The sequence below is a fragment of the Brevundimonas sp. AVps7 genome, from assembly GCF_058681545.1.
The window spans coordinates 703,245-720,591 of record NZ_CM178742.1; the positions used below are offsets into that span (position 1 = coordinate 703,245).

Annotated in this window: 19 protein-coding genes; 16 read left to right on the top strand and 3 right to left on the bottom strand. The window is 69.0% G+C overall.

All coding sequences use genetic code 11. From position 1 onward, the window contains the following. Positions 1-27 precede the first annotated feature (27 nt). From ACW17Y_RS03510 to ACW17Y_RS03565, 12 genes are read left to right on the top strand one after another with little or no spacing between them, the layout of a single operon-like run. Complete coding sequence (locus tag ACW17Y_RS03510; RefSeq protein WP_492037403.1) at positions 28-1,959, top strand: methyl-accepting chemotaxis protein; 1,932 nt, start codon at positions 28-30, stop codon at positions 1,957-1,959. Continuing rightward, entirely contained in the window at positions 1,959-2,237 is a 279-nt protein-coding gene (locus tag ACW17Y_RS03515) for an STAS domain-containing protein (protein ID WP_492037404.1), read from the top strand. The genes ACW17Y_RS03510 and ACW17Y_RS03515 overlap by 1 nt, the downstream gene beginning before the upstream one ends. Continuing rightward, positions 2,234-2,599: a response regulator gene (locus ACW17Y_RS03520; protein ID WP_374037072.1), complete on the top strand. Its 366-nt coding sequence runs from the start codon at positions 2,234-2,236 to the stop codon at positions 2,597-2,599. The genes ACW17Y_RS03515 and ACW17Y_RS03520 overlap by 4 nt, the downstream gene beginning before the upstream one ends. A 3-nt stretch (positions 2,600-2,602) precedes the next feature. After that, the gene (locus ACW17Y_RS03525; RefSeq protein WP_492037405.1) at positions 2,603-4,894 is read left to right on the top strand and encodes a chemotaxis protein CheA; all 2,292 of its coding nucleotides are present in this window, start codon (positions 2,603-2,605) and stop codon (positions 4,892-4,894) included. Positions 4,895-4,896: 2 nt separating this feature from the next. Beyond that, a complete protein-coding gene (locus ACW17Y_RS03530; RefSeq protein ID WP_492037406.1) occupies positions 4,897-5,358 on the top strand; it encodes a chemotaxis protein CheW in 462 nt (153 codons plus the stop codon). Beyond that, positions 5,355-6,239 (top strand): CheR family methyltransferase, encoded by an 885-nt coding sequence (locus ACW17Y_RS03535; protein ID WP_492037407.1) that lies wholly within the window; start codon positions 5,355-5,357, stop codon positions 6,237-6,239. Before ACW17Y_RS03530 ends, ACW17Y_RS03535 begins: the two co-directional genes overlap by 4 nt. Beyond that, positions 6,236-7,276, top strand: a complete 1,041-nt coding sequence (locus tag ACW17Y_RS03540; RefSeq protein ID WP_492037408.1) for a protein-glutamate methylesterase/protein-glutamine glutaminase — start codon at positions 6,236-6,238, stop codon at positions 7,274-7,276. Before ACW17Y_RS03535 ends, ACW17Y_RS03540 begins: the two co-directional genes overlap by 4 nt. A gap of 9 nt (positions 7,277-7,285) precedes the next feature. Then, complete coding sequence (locus ACW17Y_RS03545) at positions 7,286-7,675, top strand: response regulator (RefSeq protein WP_492037409.1); 390 nt, start codon at positions 7,286-7,288, stop codon at positions 7,673-7,675. After that, entirely contained in the window at positions 7,672-8,214 is a 543-nt protein-coding gene (locus tag ACW17Y_RS03550; RefSeq protein WP_492037410.1) for a chemotaxis protein CheD, read from the top strand. Before ACW17Y_RS03545 ends, ACW17Y_RS03550 begins: the two co-directional genes overlap by 4 nt. Then, on the top strand, positions 8,214-8,561 hold the full coding sequence (locus ACW17Y_RS03555; RefSeq protein WP_492037411.1) for a DUF8776 family protein: 348 nt from the start codon (positions 8,214-8,216) through the stop codon (positions 8,559-8,561). The genes ACW17Y_RS03550 and ACW17Y_RS03555 overlap by 1 nt, the downstream gene beginning before the upstream one ends. Before the next feature lie 3 nt (positions 8,562-8,564). Then, positions 8,565-9,164 (top strand): response regulator, encoded by a 600-nt coding sequence (locus ACW17Y_RS03560; protein ID WP_492037412.1) that lies wholly within the window; start codon positions 8,565-8,567, stop codon positions 9,162-9,164. Beyond that, positions 9,161-9,607 carry a chemotaxis protein CheE gene (locus ACW17Y_RS03565; RefSeq protein ID WP_492037413.1) on the top strand — a complete coding sequence of 149 codons (447 nt, stop codon included), beginning with the start codon at positions 9,161-9,163 and terminating at the stop codon, positions 9,605-9,607. The genes ACW17Y_RS03560 and ACW17Y_RS03565 overlap by 4 nt, the downstream gene beginning before the upstream one ends. Here ACW17Y_RS03565 and hutH read toward each other — a convergent pair. Beyond that, positions 9,604-11,133: a histidine ammonia-lyase gene (hutH, locus tag ACW17Y_RS03570; RefSeq protein ID WP_492037414.1), complete on the bottom strand. Its 1,530-nt coding sequence runs from the start codon at positions 11,131-11,133 to the stop codon at positions 9,604-9,606. The genes ACW17Y_RS03565 and hutH overlap by 4 nt on opposite strands. A 2-nt stretch (positions 11,134-11,135) precedes the next feature. After that, positions 11,136-12,803, bottom strand: a complete 1,668-nt coding sequence (gene hutU, locus ACW17Y_RS03575) for a urocanate hydratase (protein ID WP_492037415.1) — start codon at positions 12,801-12,803, stop codon at positions 11,136-11,138. 91 nt (positions 12,804-12,894) lie between these two features. On the opposite strand from hutU, the gene hutC reads away from it, so the two are divergent. From hutC to ACW17Y_RS03595, 4 genes are all read left to right on the top strand, one after another. Continuing rightward, positions 12,895-13,626, top strand: a complete 732-nt coding sequence (gene hutC / locus ACW17Y_RS03580) for a histidine utilization transcriptional repressor HutC (RefSeq protein ID WP_492037416.1) — start codon at positions 12,895-12,897, stop codon at positions 13,624-13,626. Positions 13,627-13,628: 2 nt separating this feature from the next. Beyond that, positions 13,629-14,519, top strand: coding sequence for an agmatinase family protein (locus tag ACW17Y_RS03585; RefSeq protein WP_492037417.1), 891 nt, complete (start codon positions 13,629-13,631; stop codon positions 14,517-14,519). Continuing rightward, entirely contained in the window at positions 14,516-15,721 is a 1,206-nt protein-coding gene (gene hutI / locus ACW17Y_RS03590; protein WP_492037418.1) for an imidazolonepropionase, read from the top strand. The genes ACW17Y_RS03585 and hutI overlap by 4 nt, the downstream gene beginning before the upstream one ends. Positions 15,722-15,807: 86 nt before the next feature. Continuing rightward, the gene (locus tag ACW17Y_RS03595) at positions 15,808-16,737 is read left to right on the top strand and encodes a DUF4861 family protein (protein WP_492037419.1); all 930 of its coding nucleotides are present in this window, start codon (positions 15,808-15,810) and stop codon (positions 16,735-16,737) included. A gap of 16 nt (positions 16,738-16,753) precedes the next feature. Here ACW17Y_RS03595 and ACW17Y_RS03600 read toward each other — a convergent pair whose 3' ends face one another. Continuing rightward, positions 16,754-17,287: an outer membrane beta-barrel protein gene (locus ACW17Y_RS03600; RefSeq protein ID WP_492037420.1), complete on the bottom strand. Its 534-nt coding sequence runs from the start codon at positions 17,285-17,287 to the stop codon at positions 16,754-16,756. Between the last annotated feature and the right edge of the window lie 60 nt (positions 17,288-17,347).

Consider the following 17,347-nt stretch of genomic DNA (forward strand, 5'->3'; position numbering starts at 1 on the left):
CAGTTAGTACCTCAAGGAATCTCGCCAGTGTCCCTCTCCAATATCCCCATCGGCAAAAAGCTGGCGATCGCATTCGCCGTGGTGCTCCTGGCCATCGGGGCCATGGGCGCGACGATCTTCGTCAACCTCCAGGCCATGTCCAGGGCCGGCGAGGCGCGCAGCATCGCCAACGCCGTGGTGCGCACGACGGCGAAGGTCGAGTTCAAGATGGCGCGTCAGGAGAACTCCTATCGCGGCTTCCTGGTCTCGGGGGACCGCTACTATCTCGAACGGCTCGACGCCCACCGCGCGTCCTTCAAGGAAGGTCTTGAGGAGCTTCGTCAGCAAGGCGACGCGGAGACCGCGCGTCTCGCCGACTCGATGGAGGAGGGCGCCGACGCCTGGTTCGAAAACGTCGTGACAGCCGGTGTGGCCCTGGCCGCCAATCCCGTGACCAAGCCGCAAGCGGTCGCCATGGTCGGCCGCGACGGCGCGGCGGACAACTACACCAATGTCGTCGAAGAGGGCATTGAGGCTCTGAACACCCGCAATATCGCCGCCCTGGAGGTCACGCGAGACGCCCAGGCCGCTGCCGCCAGTACGGCCCAGATCGCCCTGCTGATCGGTCTGGCCGCAGCTCTGCTGATCTCCATCCTCGCCGCCTGGACGTTGACGCGCGGGATCGTCGGTCCGACGAACATCCTGGTGGGCCACATGCGTCGTCTGATCGGCGGCGAGACCGGCTTCGACGTCGCAGAAAGCACCCGCAAGGATGAGTTCGGCGAGATGGGCCGCGCCGTTCTGGCCTTCCGCGACGCCGCGATCGAGAAGACCCGTCTGGAAGCCGAGGGCGCCGCCCTGCGCGGCCAGTCGGATGAGGAACGCGCCCGCAATCAGCGCGCGGCCGACGCCGCCGCTCGTGAGCAGGCCGCCGTCGTCGCCGCCCTGGGCGAGGGCCTGGATCACCTGACGCGCGGTGATCTGACCTTCACCCTGACCCAGTCCTTCCCCGAGGACTATGTGAAGCTGAAGGAGGACTTCAACGCCGCGATCATGCAGCTGAAGGACGCCATGTCGGTTGTGGCCGGCAACGTTTCGGCCATCCGCTCCGGCGCCGGCGAGATCGCCCAGGCCTCTGACGACCTCTCGCGTCGCACGGAGCAACAGGCCGCTTCGCTGGAAGAGACCGCCGCCGCACTCGACGAGATTACAGCCACGGTGAACCGCACGGCCTCGGGCGCCCGTCAGGCTTCCGAGACTGTCCAGGCCGCCAAGGGCGACGCCGAGACCTCGGGCATCGTCGTCCGGGACGCCGTCAGCGCCATGGGGGCGATCGAGAAGTCGGCCCAGGAGATCAGCCAGATCATCGGCGTGATCGACGAGATCGCCTTCCAGACCAACCTGCTGGCCCTGAACGCCGGGGTCGAGGCCGCCCGCGCCGGCGACGCCGGACGGGGCTTCGCGGTCGTCGCCTCCGAGGTCCGGGCCCTGGCCCAGCGCTCGGCGGAAGCGGCCAAGGAGATCAAGGTCCTGATCTCGGCCTCGACCTCCCAGGTCAACGCCGGGGTCACTCTCGTCGGCCAGACCGGCGAGGCCCTGCAACGCATCGTCAGCCGCGTCGCCGAGATCGATGGCCTCGTCTCCGAGATCGCCGCCTCGGCCCAGGAACAGGCCACCGGCCTTCAGCAGGTCAACACCGCCGTCAACCAGATGGACCAGGTGACCCAGCAGAACGCCGCGATGGTCGAGGAATCGACCGCCGCCAGCCACTCGCTGTCGCAAGAGGCCGAGACCCTGGCCGGTTCGGTGTCGCGCTTCCAGATCGGGGCGGTGGCCCAGGCCCCGGCGGCTCGTAGCGCACCCCGACCCCAGCCCCGTCCGGCCAACCGCCCGGTCGCCCAGATGCGCACCCTCGGTTCCGGCGGCGCCGCCCGCAAGCCGCAGCCGGTCGCGTCGGAAGATGGCTGGGAGGAATTCTGATGAGCGCCTCCCTGTCCCTCCCGGCCGTCCTCGACCTGGCCCAGGCTGAAGCGCTGAAGGCGGCCCTGCTGCCGATGCGCGGCCAGTCCGTCGTCATCGACGCCTCGCGCGTCGAGCGCCTCGGCGGCCTGTGCCTGCAGGTCCTGATCTCGGCCCAGCAGACCTGGATCAGCGATGGTCATGTGCTGAAGATCGACGATGTGTCGCGTGAATTTGCCGATCAATGGAACGCATTCGGGGCGGCCTCGGCCGATCGCCCGCAGGGAGCCCTCTCGTGACCAAGACAGTTCTGACCATCGACGACAGCCGCACCATGCGCGACATGCTGATGATGGCCCTGGTCGACGCGGGCTACCGCGTGATCCAGGCCGTGGACGGCGTGGACGGGCTGGAGACGCTCGCCGCCGAGGGCGCCGATGTCATCATCACCGACATCAACATGCCCCGCATGGACGGCTTCGGCGTGATCGAAGGGGTCCGCGCGGATCCGAACCACCGGGCGACCCCCGTGCTGGTCCTGACCACCGAGAGCGACGCCGCCAAGAAGCAGCGCGCCCGCGACGCCGGCGCCACCGGCTGGATCGTCAAACCGTTCGACCCGGCCAAGCTGGTCGACGCCGTCCGTCGCGTGGCGGCCTGACCCATGAGCGACGCGGTCGATCCCTTCGAAGCGATCAAGGTCGTATTCTTCCAGGAGTGCGATGAACTCCTGGGCGACCTGGAGACGGGTCTGCTCGCCATCGAGCAGGGCAGTGCGGACATGGAGACGGTCAACGCCGTCTTCCGCGCCGTCCATTCGGTCAAGGGCGGGGCAGGGGCCTTCGGCCTCGACGCCCTGGTCCGGTTCGCCCACGTCTTCGAGACCCTGCTGGACGAGATCCGTTCGGAGCGGAAGCCGTGCGACGACGTCACGGTCAAGACCCTGCTGCGCGCCTCGGACGTCCTGGCCGACCACATCGCCGCCGCTCGCGGCCAGGGCGCCCCGGTCGACGAGGCCCGCTCCGCCGGTCTGGTCGCAGAACTGGAAGCCCTGACGCATGGGGAGTCCATCCCGGCCGCCGCTGAATCCGAACCTGCCTTCGCCCCGGTTGCCGCTGCGCCGAGCGAAGCCGACGAAGACGATTTCGGCTTCCGCCCGGTCGCCTTCAACCTCGCCGATCTGGGCGCCCCGGCCGAGCCGGCTGCGCCCGCCGCAGACGCCTGGCGCATCGTCTTCCGTCCGCACGGCCGGATGTACGTCAACGCCAACGAGACCGGTCTGCTGCTGCGCGAACTGTCCCACCTCGGCGAGATGACGGTCGATCTCGACGTCTCGGCCGTGCCGGATCTGGACGCGCTGGACGCCGAGGAATCCTATCTGTCCTGGACGATCAACCTGACCACCGAAGCCGGCGAGGCCGCGATCCGCGACGTCTTCGACTTCGTTGAAAGCGATTGCGACCTGTCGATCCGTCCGGCCTCGGCCGCGCCGGAAGTCGTCGATGAAGCCCCCGCACCGGCCGCCGACTTCGACATCTCCGCCCTGCTGGCTCGCGCCCAGGCCGAGGTCGCCGTGGCCGCCGAACCCGCGCCCGCGCCAGTCGCTGAACCCGTCCCCGCGCCCGCGCCGATCGCATCGGTCGCCCCGCCCGTCGTCGCCGTGACCCCCGCGTCCGCGCCGACGCCGGAACCTGCCCCGGCCGCCGCCAATGCCCCGGCAGCGGCGCCCGCCGCCCAGGCCGCCGTCACCATCCGCGTCGATCTCGACCGCGTCGATCGCCTGATCAACGTCGTCGGCGAACTGGTCATCCAGCAGGCCATGCTGGCCCAGCGCGTGATCGAAAGCGGTCTGGCCCGCTCGTCCGGCATCTCTGTGGGTCTGGAAGATCTCGAGCTGTTGACCCGCGAGATCCAGGACAGCGTCATGGCCATCCGCGCCCAGCCGGTGAAGTCGGTGTTCCAGCGCATGCCGCGCCTCGTCCGCGAAGTCGGCGAGATGACCGGCAAGCGCGTCCGTCTGGTCACCGCCGGCGAGGACACCGAGGTCGACAAGACCGTGGTCGAACGCCTGGCCGAGCCGATCACCCACATGCTGCGCAACGCCATCGACCACGGTCTGGAAGGACCCGAGGATCGCCTTGCTGCAGGCAAGCCCGCCGAGGGCACCGTGCGCCTCGCCGCCCTGCACCGCTCGGGCCGGATCGTCATCGAGATCTCCGACGACGGGCGCGGCATCAACCGTGAACGGGTCAAGGGCATCGCCGTCTCGCGCGGCCTGATCGCCGAGGACGCCGCCCTGACCGACGACGAGATCGACAACCTGATCTTCCTGCCGGGCTTCTCCACCGCCGAGACGATCACCGATGTCTCGGGGCGTGGTGTCGGCATGGACGTGGTCCGTCGCTCGATCCAGGCCCTGGGCGGTCGCATCTCGATCTCGTCCACCCCGGGCAAGGGCTCGACCTTCACCCTCAGCCTGCCGCTGACGCTCGCGGTGCTGGACGGCATGGTCGTCACCGGCGCCGAACAGACCCTGGTCGCCCCCCTGACCGCCATCGTCGAAAGCCTTACGCCGCGTCTGGAAGACATTCACTACGTCGGCGGCCACGACCCGGTCATCCGCTTCCGCGACCAGTTTGTGCCCCTGATCGACGTCGCCCTTGGCATGGGCTTCCGGGATCAACCCATGGCCGCCGAGACCGGCGTCGCCGTGGTCGTCGAGACCGAGGCCGGCACCCGCGCCGCCCTGCTGTTCGACGCCATCCAGGGCCAGCGTCAGGTCGTCATCAAGAGCCTGGAGACCAACTACCAGCAGGTCGACGGCGTCGCCGCCGCGACCATCCTCGGCGACGGCCGCGTCGCCCTCATCCTGGACGTCGACACCATCGTAGCCAGTTCGCGCCGCCGGTTCGTGCGGCACGAAGCGGTGCGTTCCGAACTGAAAATCGCGAGCTGACCATGACCGAAGCCAACAACGTCGCCGCCCGTGAACTGATCGCCTTCCGTATCGGGGAGCAGGAGTTCTGCGTGGACATCATGGCCGTGCGGGAAATCCGCGGCTGGACCCCCGCCACGCCGCTTCCGCGCGCTCCGGGCTTCATGAAGGGGGTCATCAACCTTCGCGGGGCCGTCCTGCCGATCATCGATCTGGGCGCCCGCTTCGGCCTGCGCACCTCGGATCCCACGGCGCGCCACGTCATCATGGTCGCCCATGTCGGCGGCCGGATGGTGGGCCTTCTGGTCGACGCCGTGTCCGACATCATCCAGTTGACCGACGAAGCCATGCAGCCGACCCCCGACGTGGCCAGCGAACAGGTGAAGTCCTTCGTCAAGGGTCTGTTCGCCCTGGACGGCCGCCTGATCAGCCTGATCGAGCTGGACCGGATCATTCCGGATGCCACGGAAGCCGAAGCCGCATGAGTTCGGATTCCGGGTCAAGAAGGGCCGCCGGGCGCGAGTCCCTGGTCGAGGGCGAGTTCGCCTTCACCGCCGAGGACTTCCGCCACATCGCCGAAATCCTGCACAGCCACGCCGGTATCGCCCTCAACGAGGGCAAGGCCGCGCTGGTCTACTCGCGGCTGGCCAAGCGGCTGCGGACCCTGGGTCTGCGCAGTTTCCGCGACTACTGCGCCCTGGTCCAGGGCGTGGATGGCGTCGACGAGCGTCAGATGATGACGGCCGCCCTGACGACCAACGTCACCCGCTTCTTCCGTGAGCCGCACCACTTCGAACACCTGCGCGACCAGGTCATGCCGGGTCTGGCCGAGCGCGCCCGTCGCGGCGAGCGGGTCCGTCTGTGGTCGGCCGCCTGCTCGAACGGTCAGGAGCCCTATTCGATGGCGATGACCGTTCTGTCGGTCCTGCCCGAGGCGGCCGAGCTCGACTTCCGCATTCTGGCCACGGACATCGATCCGAACATGGTCGCCGAGGGTATCGCCGGCGTCTATTCGACCGAACATCTGGACGCGGCGCCGCCGATGCTGCGCAACCGCTTCTTCGAGAAGGCGCCCTCGCAGGGTCGCGACATGCTGTCGGCCAATTCGACGCTGCGCGACCTCGTGTCGTTCCGCGAGCTGAACCTGATCGGCGACTGGCCGATGCGCGGGAAGTTCGACGTCATCTTCTGCCGCAACGTCGTGATCTATTTCGACGACGCGACCCAGGAGCGGGTGTGGAAGCGGTTCACCCCGCTGATGACCCCCGGAGCGACCCTCTACATCGGCCACTCCGAGCGGGTCAGCGGCCCGGCCGTGAAACAGCTGAACACCAGCGGCCTGACCACCTACAGGCTGGCCGCATGAGTGCGCCCATCCGTGTTCTGGTGGTGGACGACTCGCCGACGATGCGCGGGCTGATCACGGCCGCCCTGCGCCGCGATCCGGAGATCGACGTCGTCGGCTCGGCCGCCGACCCGCTGGAAGCGCGCACCCTGATCAAGGAACTGAACCCCGACGTCATCACCCTCGACGTCGAGATGCCCAACATGAACGGGCTGGAGTTCCTCGAGAAGATCATGCGGCTGCGGCCCATGCCCGTGGTGATGGTCTCGACCCTGACCCAGGCCGGCGCCGAGGTGACCCTTCAGGCGCTGGAGATGGGCGCAGTCGACGCGGTCGGGAAACCCGGCGCGGGCGTCACCGCCGCAGAGGCCTTCGGCGAACTGACCCTGAAGGTGAAGACCGCCGCCCGGTCGCGAGTCCGTCGCCGCGAGACCGTCGAGGCGCCGCGCCCGCGCACCGACTATCGCCCCGGCGCCGACCACATCCTGGCCATCGGCGCCTCGACCGGCGGCGTGGAAGCCCTGATTACCATCCTGTCGGCCTTCCCGGCCAACTGCCCGGCGACCGTGATCACCCAGCACATGCCGGCGACCTTCACGGCCAGTTTCGCGGCGCGTCTGGACAAGATGTCTGCCGCCACGGTCAGCGAGGCCGTCGATGGCGCGCTCCTGATGCCAGGCCACGTTTATCTGGCCCCCGGCGGACTGACCCATCTCGAGGTCTCGGGCGCGACCCCGCGTTGCCGCCTGAGCCAGGGCGACACCGTCAGCGGTCACCGGCCGTCGGTCGATGTCCTGTTCCGCTCGGTCTCGCGCCTGCGTCGTCCGATGACCGGCGTGATCCTGACCGGCATGGGCCGCGACGGGGCGCAGGGTTTGCTCGAGATGCGCAACGCCGGCGGCCACACCCTGGGCCAGGATGAGGCCAGCTGCGTCGTCTACGGCATGCCGCGCGTCGCCCACGATATCGGGGCCGTCGAACGCCAGCTGCCGCTCAACCGTCTCTCGTCCGCCATTCTCGATCTGTGCGCCTTCCCCGGCGCCCAGACAGCCGCCTGAGGATTCCAGATGCCCGCCGCTTCCTCCATTCACGTGCTGATCGTCGATGACCAGATGTCGATGCGCAGCCTCATTCGCACCAGCCTGCAGCAGATCGGCTTCCGCGAGTTTCGCGAGGCCGCCGACGGCGAGGCGGGCCTGCGCGAGATGATCACCAAGCCCGCGCACCTGGTCATTTCCGATTTCAACATGCCCAAGCTCGACGGCCTCGGCCTGCTCCGCGCCGTGCGCTCGCACCCGCCGACCCAGGGGGCGGCCTTCATCATGCTGACCGGCCGGGCCGACAAGGAGCTGGTCCAGCGTGCGGTCCAGTTCGGGGTCAACAACTACCTGGTCAAGCCGTTCACCGTCGCCCAGCTGAAGGACAAGCTGGAAAGCGTCTTCGGGCCCCTGACATGATGTCGGCTGACGCCCTGGCGACGGAACGGCGGATCCACGTGGGCCAGGGCGAGCACCACGTGACGTCCGATCGCAATGTGATGCTGACCACCATCCTGGGCAGCTGCGTCGCCATGTGCCTGCGCGACCCGGACACGGGTGTCGGCGGCATGAACCATTTCCTGCTGCCGGAAGGCGCGGGGGCCGGAACCGACGCGGGCCGCCGCTACGGCGCCTATGCGATGGAGCTTCTGATCAACGACGTGATGAAGGCCGGCGCGCGTCGCGACCGGCTTGAGGCCAAGCTGTTCGGCGGCGGCCGGATGTTCGACAGCCTGCGCGACGTGGGGACGGCCAACGCCGACTTCGCCGAACGCTTCCTGCGTGACGAAGGTATCGCCCTCGTCGGCGGCAGCCTGCGCGGTCCGGGCGGTCGACGCCTTCACTACTGGCCCGCCACCGGGCGAGCCCTCCAGCGTGCGGTGACTGACGGCCATGTGCCGGTCCAGGCGCCGCCCCGTATCCAGCCGGTCGCCTCGGGCGCCGTGGAGTTGTTCTGATGTCGAAGTCGCAATCCCGCGCCCTGCTGGTCGCTGTCTCGAACGAGCTGGCCGAGATCCGCGAACGTCTCGAGGATCTCGCCGACCTGACGTCCGGGCTGATGGCGGACTGTCCGGCGGAGCGCCACGCCGAGGCGATGTGCAGCGTTCAGGATTTCGACCTTCTGATCCAGCGTCTCGACGGGCTTGGCGGTCTGGCCGCCGCCCTGGGCGCCGGTGCGCCCATGGACACGGCCCTGCATGCCCTGACCCTGTCGGACCTCTACGATCGCCTCTCGGGTGAAGTCGGCAGCCACCCCTCGATGTCCGCCCCCTCCGCCTCCGGCGAATTGACCCTGTTCGACTGAGCCATGGCGCGTCCTCCCACCCCGGATCGGGTCAACCTCGCGCGCTCCACGGTGCTGCTGGTCGACCACAATCAGAAGTCGCTCGACATGCTGAGCTCGATCTTTCAGGGCTTCGGGGTCAAGCAGCAGATCAAGTGCGGCTCCACGGTCGAGGCGGTAGCGATCATGGAGAAGCGCGACGTCGACCTGGTCCTGATCGACTGTTCGATGCCGGAGATGGACGGCTATGACTTCACCAGCTGGCTGCGGCGCGAGGCGCCGGCGCCGGTGCGCTACACCCCGGTGATCCTGCTGACCGGACACGCCGCCCAGTCGAAGGTGCACAAGGGCCGCGACTGCGGCGCCAGCTTCCTCGTCACCAAGCCCCTGACCCCGACCGTCCTGCTGCAACGCATCCTGTGGCTGGGCGCCGACGAGCGCAGCTTCGTGGAGTGCGACACCTATGTCGGACCCGACCGCCGGGTCCGAAACTTCGGCGCACCGATGGGGATGAAGGGGCGCCGCAGCGGCGATCTGTCAGAACACGTCGGCGCCGCCACCGAGGCGAACATGGATCAGTCCGATATCGATATGTTGATGAAGCCGATGAAGGTCTCGTTGTGAGCAAAGCCCGGACGTTCAAGGTCAAGAGCACGCTGGCCCGCCAGATGCAGGATCCCGGCGGCCGCCAGGTCCGCGACCTCGAACGGCAGGCGGTCGCGCAGCTGGAAACCCATCGCGACGACGCCATGGCCACCGTGGGCGAGACGCTGACGACGCTGGAAGCCCTGTGCGCCGAGGCTCCTGACGGAGCGGGTCCGCAGGTCTACGCCCTGGCCTCCTCGATGGTCGATCTGGCCGGCTATTTCGACACCGGGCCGCTGTTCGAGGCAGCCTACAGCCTGTGCGAGATCTCGGACCGGATGATCCAGGCCGAGGCCTGGCACTGGCCGTCGGTTCAGGTTCACGCCCAGGCGCTGCGGCTGATCCTCGCCGGTGGATGTCGAACGGGCCGCACCAGCGACGCCCTGCTGGCCGGCCTGCGCTCGATCACCCAGAACCGCTAGGCCGACGGCAGCAGGTCCGTCGCGAACTGACGGTACCGACCGGCCCGCACCCCATCGGTCGCACGGGCGATGTCGGGGGCGAAATAGTGGTCGCTGTCATAGGCGGCGACCGCCTCCCGCACGATCGACCAGACCTGCTCCAGCGCCGGAGAGCTCTTCAGCGGCCGGTGGAATTCGATCCCCTGCGCGGCCGCCAGCAGCTCGATCCCGACGACGGTCGCCGTGTTCTCGGCCATCTCCAGCAGCCGCCGCGCGCCGTGGGTGGCCATGGAGACATGATCCTCCTGATTGGCCGAGGTCGGGACGGTGTCGACGCTGCATGGGTGGCTCAGCATCCGGTTCTCCGCGACGAGGGCTGCGGCGGTCACCTGGGCGATCATGAAGCCGGAGTTCAGCCCGCTCTCGCGCACGAGGAAGGCGGGCAGTTCGCTCATCTTGGGGTCGACCAGAATGGACGTGCGGCGCTCCGAGATATTTCCGATCTCGCACAGGACCATGGCCAGCTGGTCAGCGGCGAAGGCCACCGGCTCGGCATGGAAGTTTCCGCCCGAGATGACGTCGCCGTCCTCGATGAAGACCAGCGGATTGTCGGTCACCGCATTGGCCTCGCGCTCCAGCGTCGCGGCGGCGTTGCGGATGATGTCGAGCACTGCCCCCATGACCTGGGGCTGGCAGCGCAGGGAGTAGGGGTCCTGAACCTTGGCATCGCCCTCGCGATGGCTGTCGCGAATGGCGCTGTCGGCCATCAGGGTGCGCAGGGCGGCGGCGACATCGATCTGGCCGGGCTGGTTGCGCAGGGCGTGGATGCGCGGATCGAACGGCGCGTCGGATCCCTTCAGCGCATCGACCGACAGGGCTCCGGCCGCGATTCCGGCGGCGAAGGCGGCCTCGGTCGCGAACAGGCCCGCCAGCGCCAGCGCGGTCGAGCACTGGGTGCCGTTGAGCAGGGCGAGGCCTTCCTTCGGCCCCAGCGTAAGCACCGACAGACCGGCGCGTGCCAGAGCGGTCTCCGCGTCCAGCGTCTCGCCGTTGTGCCGCGCCTCGCCGACGCCGATCAGGACGCACGACATGTGGGCCAGCGGCGCCAGATCCCCCGAGGCGCCGACCGATCCCTTGGAAGGAATACAGGGCAGGACGTCGGCGTTCACCAGCCCGACCAACGCCTCCAGCGTCTCGCGGCGGATGCCCGAGGCCCCCTTCGCCAGGCTCGCGATCTTCAGGACGAGGATCAGCCGCACGACGGCGTCATCCAGCAATGGCCCGACCCCGCAGGCATGGCTCAGCACCAGGTTCTTCTGCAGCGTCTCCAGATCGCCGGGCGCGATCGAGGTGTTGGCCAGCAGGCCGAAGCCCGTGTTGATGCCGTAGACCGTCCGACCCTCGGCGATGATGGCCGCGACGGTTGCGGCGCTCTTCTCGACATCGGCCCAGGCTGAGGGAGCAACCTCCACGGTGACCGGTCCGTCGATCACAGCGCGCAATTGGTTGAGGGTCAGCGGTTCGGCGCCGAGGATGATCTTCGTCATGGTCAGGCCTTCAGGCTGGGCAGGTTCAGGCCATGCTCGCGAGAAGCCTCGCGGGCGATTTCGTAGCCGGCGTCGGCATGGCGCATGACGCCGGTCGCCGGGTCGTTCCACAGGACCCGCTCCAGACGCTTCGCCGCCTCCGGCGTGCCGTCGGCGACGATGACCACGCCGGAGTGCTGGGAATAGCCCATCCCCACACCGCCGCCGTGATGCAACGACACCCAGCTCGCGCCCGAGGCCGTGTTCAGCAGGGCGTTGAGCAACGGCCAGTCGGACACGGCGTCCGACCCGTCCATCATGGCCTCGGTCTCGCGGTTCGGACTGGCGACCGAGCCACTGTCGAGGTGGTCTCGGCCGATCACGATGGGCCCGCTCAGTTCCCCGTCCGCCACCATCTCGTTGAACATCAACCCGGCCCGATGCCGGTCGCCCAGACCGATCCAGCAGATGCGCGCCGGCAGACCCTGGAAGGCGATCCGCTCGCCCGCCATGTCGAGCCAGCGGTGCAGGCCGGCGTTGTCGGGGAACAGCTTTTTCATCGCCGCATCGGTCTTGCGGATATCCTCCGGATCGCCGGTCAGGGCGGCCCAGCGGAACGGACCGATCCCGCGACAGAACAGCGGACGGATGTAGGCCGGCACGAAACCGGGGAAGTCGAAGGCGTTCGCCACGCCCTGGTCGAAGGCGACCTGACGGATGTTGTTGCCGTAGTCGGTGACCGGGATGCCGGCCGCCTGGAAGTCGAGCATCGCCTGGACGTGCACGGCGCAGGACGCCTTCGCCGCAGCCTCGACGGCGGCGGGGTCGGAGACGCGTTTGTCCTCCCATTCCGCGACGGTCCAGCCCATCGGCAGGTAGCCGTTGATCAGGTCGTGAGCGCTGGTCTGGTCGGTGACGAGGTCCGGCCGCACGCCGCGCCGGACCATCTCGGGCAGGATTTCGGCCGCGTTGCCGAGCAGGCCGACGGAGATGGGCTTGCCGGTGCGTCCGGCCTCCGCGATCAGGGCCAGGGCCTCATCGAGCGTTTCGGCCATGACGTCGAGGTAGCGGGTGCGCAGCCGCATCTCGATCCGGCTGCGCTGGCATTCGATGGCGAGGCAGGACGCGCCCGCCATGGTCGCCGCGAGGGTCTGGGCTCCGCCCATGCCGCCCAGCCCAGCAGTCAGGATCCACTTGCCGGCAGTCTCGCCGCCCCAGTGCTGGCGGCCGGCCTCCATGAAGGTCTCGTAGGTGCCCTGAACGATGCCCTGGGTGCCGATGTAGATCCACGACCCGGCCGTCATCTGGCCGTACATCATCAGGCCCTTGCGATCGAGTTCGTTGAAATGCTCCCACGTCGCCCACTTCGGCACCAGGTTGGAGTTGGCGATCAGCACGCGCGGCGCGTCCTCATGGGTGCGGAAGACACCGACCGGCTTGCCCGACTGGACCAGCAGGGTCTCGTCGGGCGCGAGGGCGCGCAGGCTCTCGACGATCCGGTCGAAACTGGCCCAGTCGCGCGCCGCCTTGCCGATGCCGCCATAGACCACGAGGTCCTCCGGCCGCTCGGCGACCTCGGGATCGAGGTTATTCATCAGCATGCGCAGGGCGGCCTCGGCGGCCCAGGTCCGGGCCGTCATCTCGGTCCCGCGAGGCGCGCGGATGATACGGGTGTTGGGCGTGGTGCTCATCGAATCCTCCATGCGGCCTGCAGCAGGCCTTCTGTCGCGGCCCCCAGTGTTATGTCTAGACATTAATCGAGGCAAGCGGCACGTTCGGCGCATGGATCACGCGCCGCAGAACCCTGAACCGCAAACGCCTGAACCGCTTCACCGCCGGATCGCCGGCGACATCGAACGTCGCGTGGCCTCGGGCGAATGGCGGCCAGGCTTCCGCGTCCCGACCGAGACGGCCCTGATGGCCGAGTACGGCTGCGCCCGGATGACGGTGTCGCGCGCGCTTTCGGACCTGGCTGCGCGCGGTCTGTTGATGCGCCGCAAGCGGGCCGGCACCGTCGTCGCCCCGCCGCCCGTCCATTCCTCGGCCCTGCTGGCCATTCCCGACATCCGGTCCGAGGTCGAGGGCCGTGGCATGGCTTACGAGCACCGTCTGCTCACCCGCGTCGTGCGTCCGGCGCGGCCCGACGAGACGGGGCTCGGCGCCCGGGTGATTGAGCTGGAGACCCTGCATCTGGCCGACCGCCTGCCGTTCGCCTTCGAGCGGCGATTGATCGCGCTGGAGACGGCGCCCGAGGCCGAGACGGCGGACTTCTCGACCGAGCCGCCCGGCGGATGGCTCCTGGCCCATATGCCCTGGACCGAGGCCGAGCACCGCATCGCCGCCGTGGGGGCCGAGGGCGACGCGGCCGCGCGGCTGGGCCTCGCCGACGGCGCCCCCTGTCTGAGGCTTGAGCGTCGCACCTGGCGCGACGGTCTCGGCGTGACCTGGGCTTTCCAAACCTTCCCCGGCGCCGCCTATGATCTGGTGGCGCGCTTTTCTCCGACCAAGGGATGATCATGAGCCATACGTCAGAAGCTCTCGGCTGGCGCTCCGTCGCCGACCTGGTCGGCGACCATCCCGACGCGCCCGTGGCCCTGATCGGGGCGCCGCTGAACGAACGGTCCCTGACGCCCGGGCGCTGCGACCTCGGCCCCAAGACCTTCCGCGCCGTCCTGCCGCGCCTGTCGACCTATGACGTCGAGATCGGCAGGGAGCTGGACCTGCGGGTGCACGACGCGGGCGACGTGCCGTTGAAGGCGATGTCGCCCGCCGAAGCCTTTGAGCCCGTCCGCGACGCGGTGAAGGCCCAGACGCACCGGGGCCTGACCGTCCTCGTCGGCGGCAACAACGCAATCACCCGGCCGGGCGTCCACGCCCTGGGTCTGGATCGCGTAGGCGTCCTGACGCTCGACGCCCATTTCGACCTGCGCGACACGGATCAGGGCCTCACCAACGGCAATCCGATCCAGGCCCTGCTCGACGACGGTCTGGCCGGAACGCGGATCAGCCAGATCGGCCTCGCCCCCTTCGCCAACACTCACCGCGCCCATGAGAAGGCCAGGGCGGCGGGCATCAGTGTCCGCATGGCGCGTGAGTGCCGAGACCGGGGTCTGGCCGTCGTGGTGGCCGAGGAACTGGATCGGCTGTCCGCCCTCTGCGACGTCCTCTACGTCGATTTCGACATCGATGTGATCGACCGAAGCCAGTGGCCGGCCAGTCCCGGCGCCCGCCCCGGCGGGGTGTCGGTGCACGACTTCTTCGACGCCGCGCGGATCATCGGCGCCCACCCCAAGGTCCGCGCCGTGGACCTGACCGAATACGATCCGTCGCTGGAGATCGGCGACCTCGGCTCCCTGACCGCGGGTCGATGGTTCTGCGAACTGCTGGCCGGGTTCGAGACGCGATGACGACCCTCATCACCGATTGCCATGTCGCCACCATGGCGCCGGGTGGAGAGCCTTACGGCGCCATCCGTGACGCTGCGATCCTGATCAAGGATGGCTGCATCGCCTGGGTGGGGCCGCGCGCCGAGTTGCCCGCCCATCACGCCGCCGAAACCCGCCGGCTCGACGGTCGCTGGATTACCCCGGGCCTGATCGACTGCCACACCCATCTGGTCTTCGGCGGCGATCGTTCGGGCGAGTTCGAACAGCGGCTGAACGGCGCCACCTACGAAGAGATCGCCCGCGCCGGCGGCGGAATCGTCTCGTCCATGACCGCGACCCGGGCGGCGTCGGAGGAGGGCCTCTATGCGTCCGCCATGACCCGGCTGGCAGGGCTGAAGGCGACCGGCGTCACCACCGTCGAGATCAAGTCCGGCTACGGCCTCGACCGCGACGCCGAACTGAAGATGCTGCGCGTCGGCCGCCGCATCGGGCGCGAGGCCGGGGTCCGTGTCCGAACATCGTATCTGGGCCTGCACGCCGTGCCGCCCGAGCATCGGACTAACCGTTCGGCCTATGTCGATCTCGCCATCGACGACATCCTGCCCGCAGCCCATGCCGAGGGTCTGGTCGATGCGGTCGACGCCTATTGCGAACCCATCGCCTTCTCCGACGCCGAGGTGTCGCGCCTGTTCGAGAAGGCGAAGGCGCTCGGCCTGCCGGTCAAGCTGCACGCCGACCAGCTGTCCGATGGCGGCGGCGCGGCGCTCGCGGCCCGCTACGGCGCCCTGTCCGCCGACCACATCGAACACTCCAGCGAGGCGGGGATCCAGGCGATGGGCGAGGCCGGGGTCGTCGCCGTGCTCCTGCCGGGCGCCTATCTGATGCTGCGCGAGACGACCCCGCCGCCGATGGAGGCCCTGCGTCGTCACGGCGTGGCGATGGCCGTGGCGACCGACTGCAACCCCGGCACCTCGCCGGTCGCCTCGATGACGGCCGCCCTGACCCTGGCCTGCGTCCAGTTCCGCCTGACGCCCGAGGAGGCCCTGGCCGGCGCAACCCGCCACGCCGCTCAGGCGCTCGGTCTCGGCGACAAGATCGGCACGCTGGAAATCGGCAAGGCCGCCGACCTCGCCGTCTGGGACATCACCCGCCCGGCCGAGCTCTGCTACTGGCTCGGAAAGCCGATCCTGCATGCGCGCTATGTCGGGGGCGTTCCGTCCTGAGGCATATTGGCCTTACCAATTGTGTTTTTCGGCTCGCGATCGCCGGGTAGGGTGGAGTTCACAGGAACCGTTCCGGACCCCCCTCGATGCCCCGCCCGACCTGCTTCGCCATAGTCCTGCTCGCGTCCACCCTTCTGGCGACCGCGATCGGTCCGACCGCCCGCGCCCAGACCTCGCCGTCTGACGCGGCGGCGGTCCTGGCCCCGCCGACCGAGGCGGAACGGGTCCCGCGCGCCGTCGTCCGGTTCGCTCCTGAGCGTTTCGACGACCTTTTGTGGGAGAACGACCGCGTCGCCCACCGCATCTACGGCCCGGCCCTCGAGGCCCGCGAGCCGCCGTCCGGATCGGGTATCGACGTCTGGGCCAAGCGCGTCCGCTACCCGTTCATGGATCGCCAGATGCGCTTCCCGAACTATCACACCGACCGGGGTGAGGGGCTGGACTACTACGACGTCGGCCGTGGTCGCGGCGCCGGCGGGCTGGGCGTCTGGTTCGACAACAAGCTGTGGACCAGCCGCAACTTCTCGACCTACCGCATCGAGGAGACCGGCGGGGACGAGGCCCGCTTCACCGTCGACTATCGCCCCTGGCCTGTCGATGTGAACCGTCGGGTCTGGGAGACGCGCGAGTTCTCCCTGCCGATGGGCTCGAACTTCACCCGCATGACCTCGACGATCCAGTCGGACAGCGCCGGGCCGCTGATCGTCGGCATCGGCATCAACAGGCGCACCAACGACGCCGCAACCGGGTTCGTGACGCGGGATCAGGCCAACGGCCGGCTGATGTTCTGGGAGCCGACCCGCCCGGATCACGGCAGCCTCGGCATCGCCATCCTGGTCGACCCGGCCATGGTCGAGGGCTTCGCCCAGGACGCGGAGAACTATCTGATCCTCGTTCGTGTCACCCCCGGCGTACCCTTCACCTACTATATGGGCTCGGCCTGGGATCAGGGTCTGGACTTCGCCACGCGAGAGGCATGGGAGACCTTCGTGGCGGGCCAGACGCCAGAGTTCTGACCCGCCACGCGCAGGCCTAGAAACGACGGATGTAGCTGACCGACCAGGTATCGGCCTCGCCGCCCTTGTCCTGGAACTCGCGGCGGGTCCAGTCGGCGCGGATGCCGTTCCAGCCGTCCAGGAAGGCGCTGGCGCCGACGCCGTAGTTGAAGCTCTCGCCGTCGCCTCGCACGGTCACGGCGGCGACCGAGGACTCGATGTTGGTCGTGCCGTAGCCGACGCGGGCATGCGCCTCGAAGTGGTCGCCCAGCGGCAGGAAGGCGACCGCATAGGCGGCGACGTCGTGCTTCAGTTCGATCGTGCCGCCCGAGCCGCCGATCGACACGTCGAAGCTCTCGTCCTCGACACCGATGCCGGCTTCCAGCTCGGCGCCGACCCAGGGCAGGACCTTGTAGCCGAAGCGGCCGGTGACGGCGCCCAGCGCGTTCTGTTCGGTGTCGACGGCCGTGTAGCCGAGCGTGGCGTAGGCGCGGGATTCGTCCTGGGCCAGGGCGGCGGCGGGCAGCAGGGCGCAGGCGGCCGCGAGGGCCGTGAGGGTGGTCTTCGTCATGGGGGGAGGGGCTCCGGGTTCTGTTCGCGACGGCGTGCACATCCGCATCGCCGCCATGAA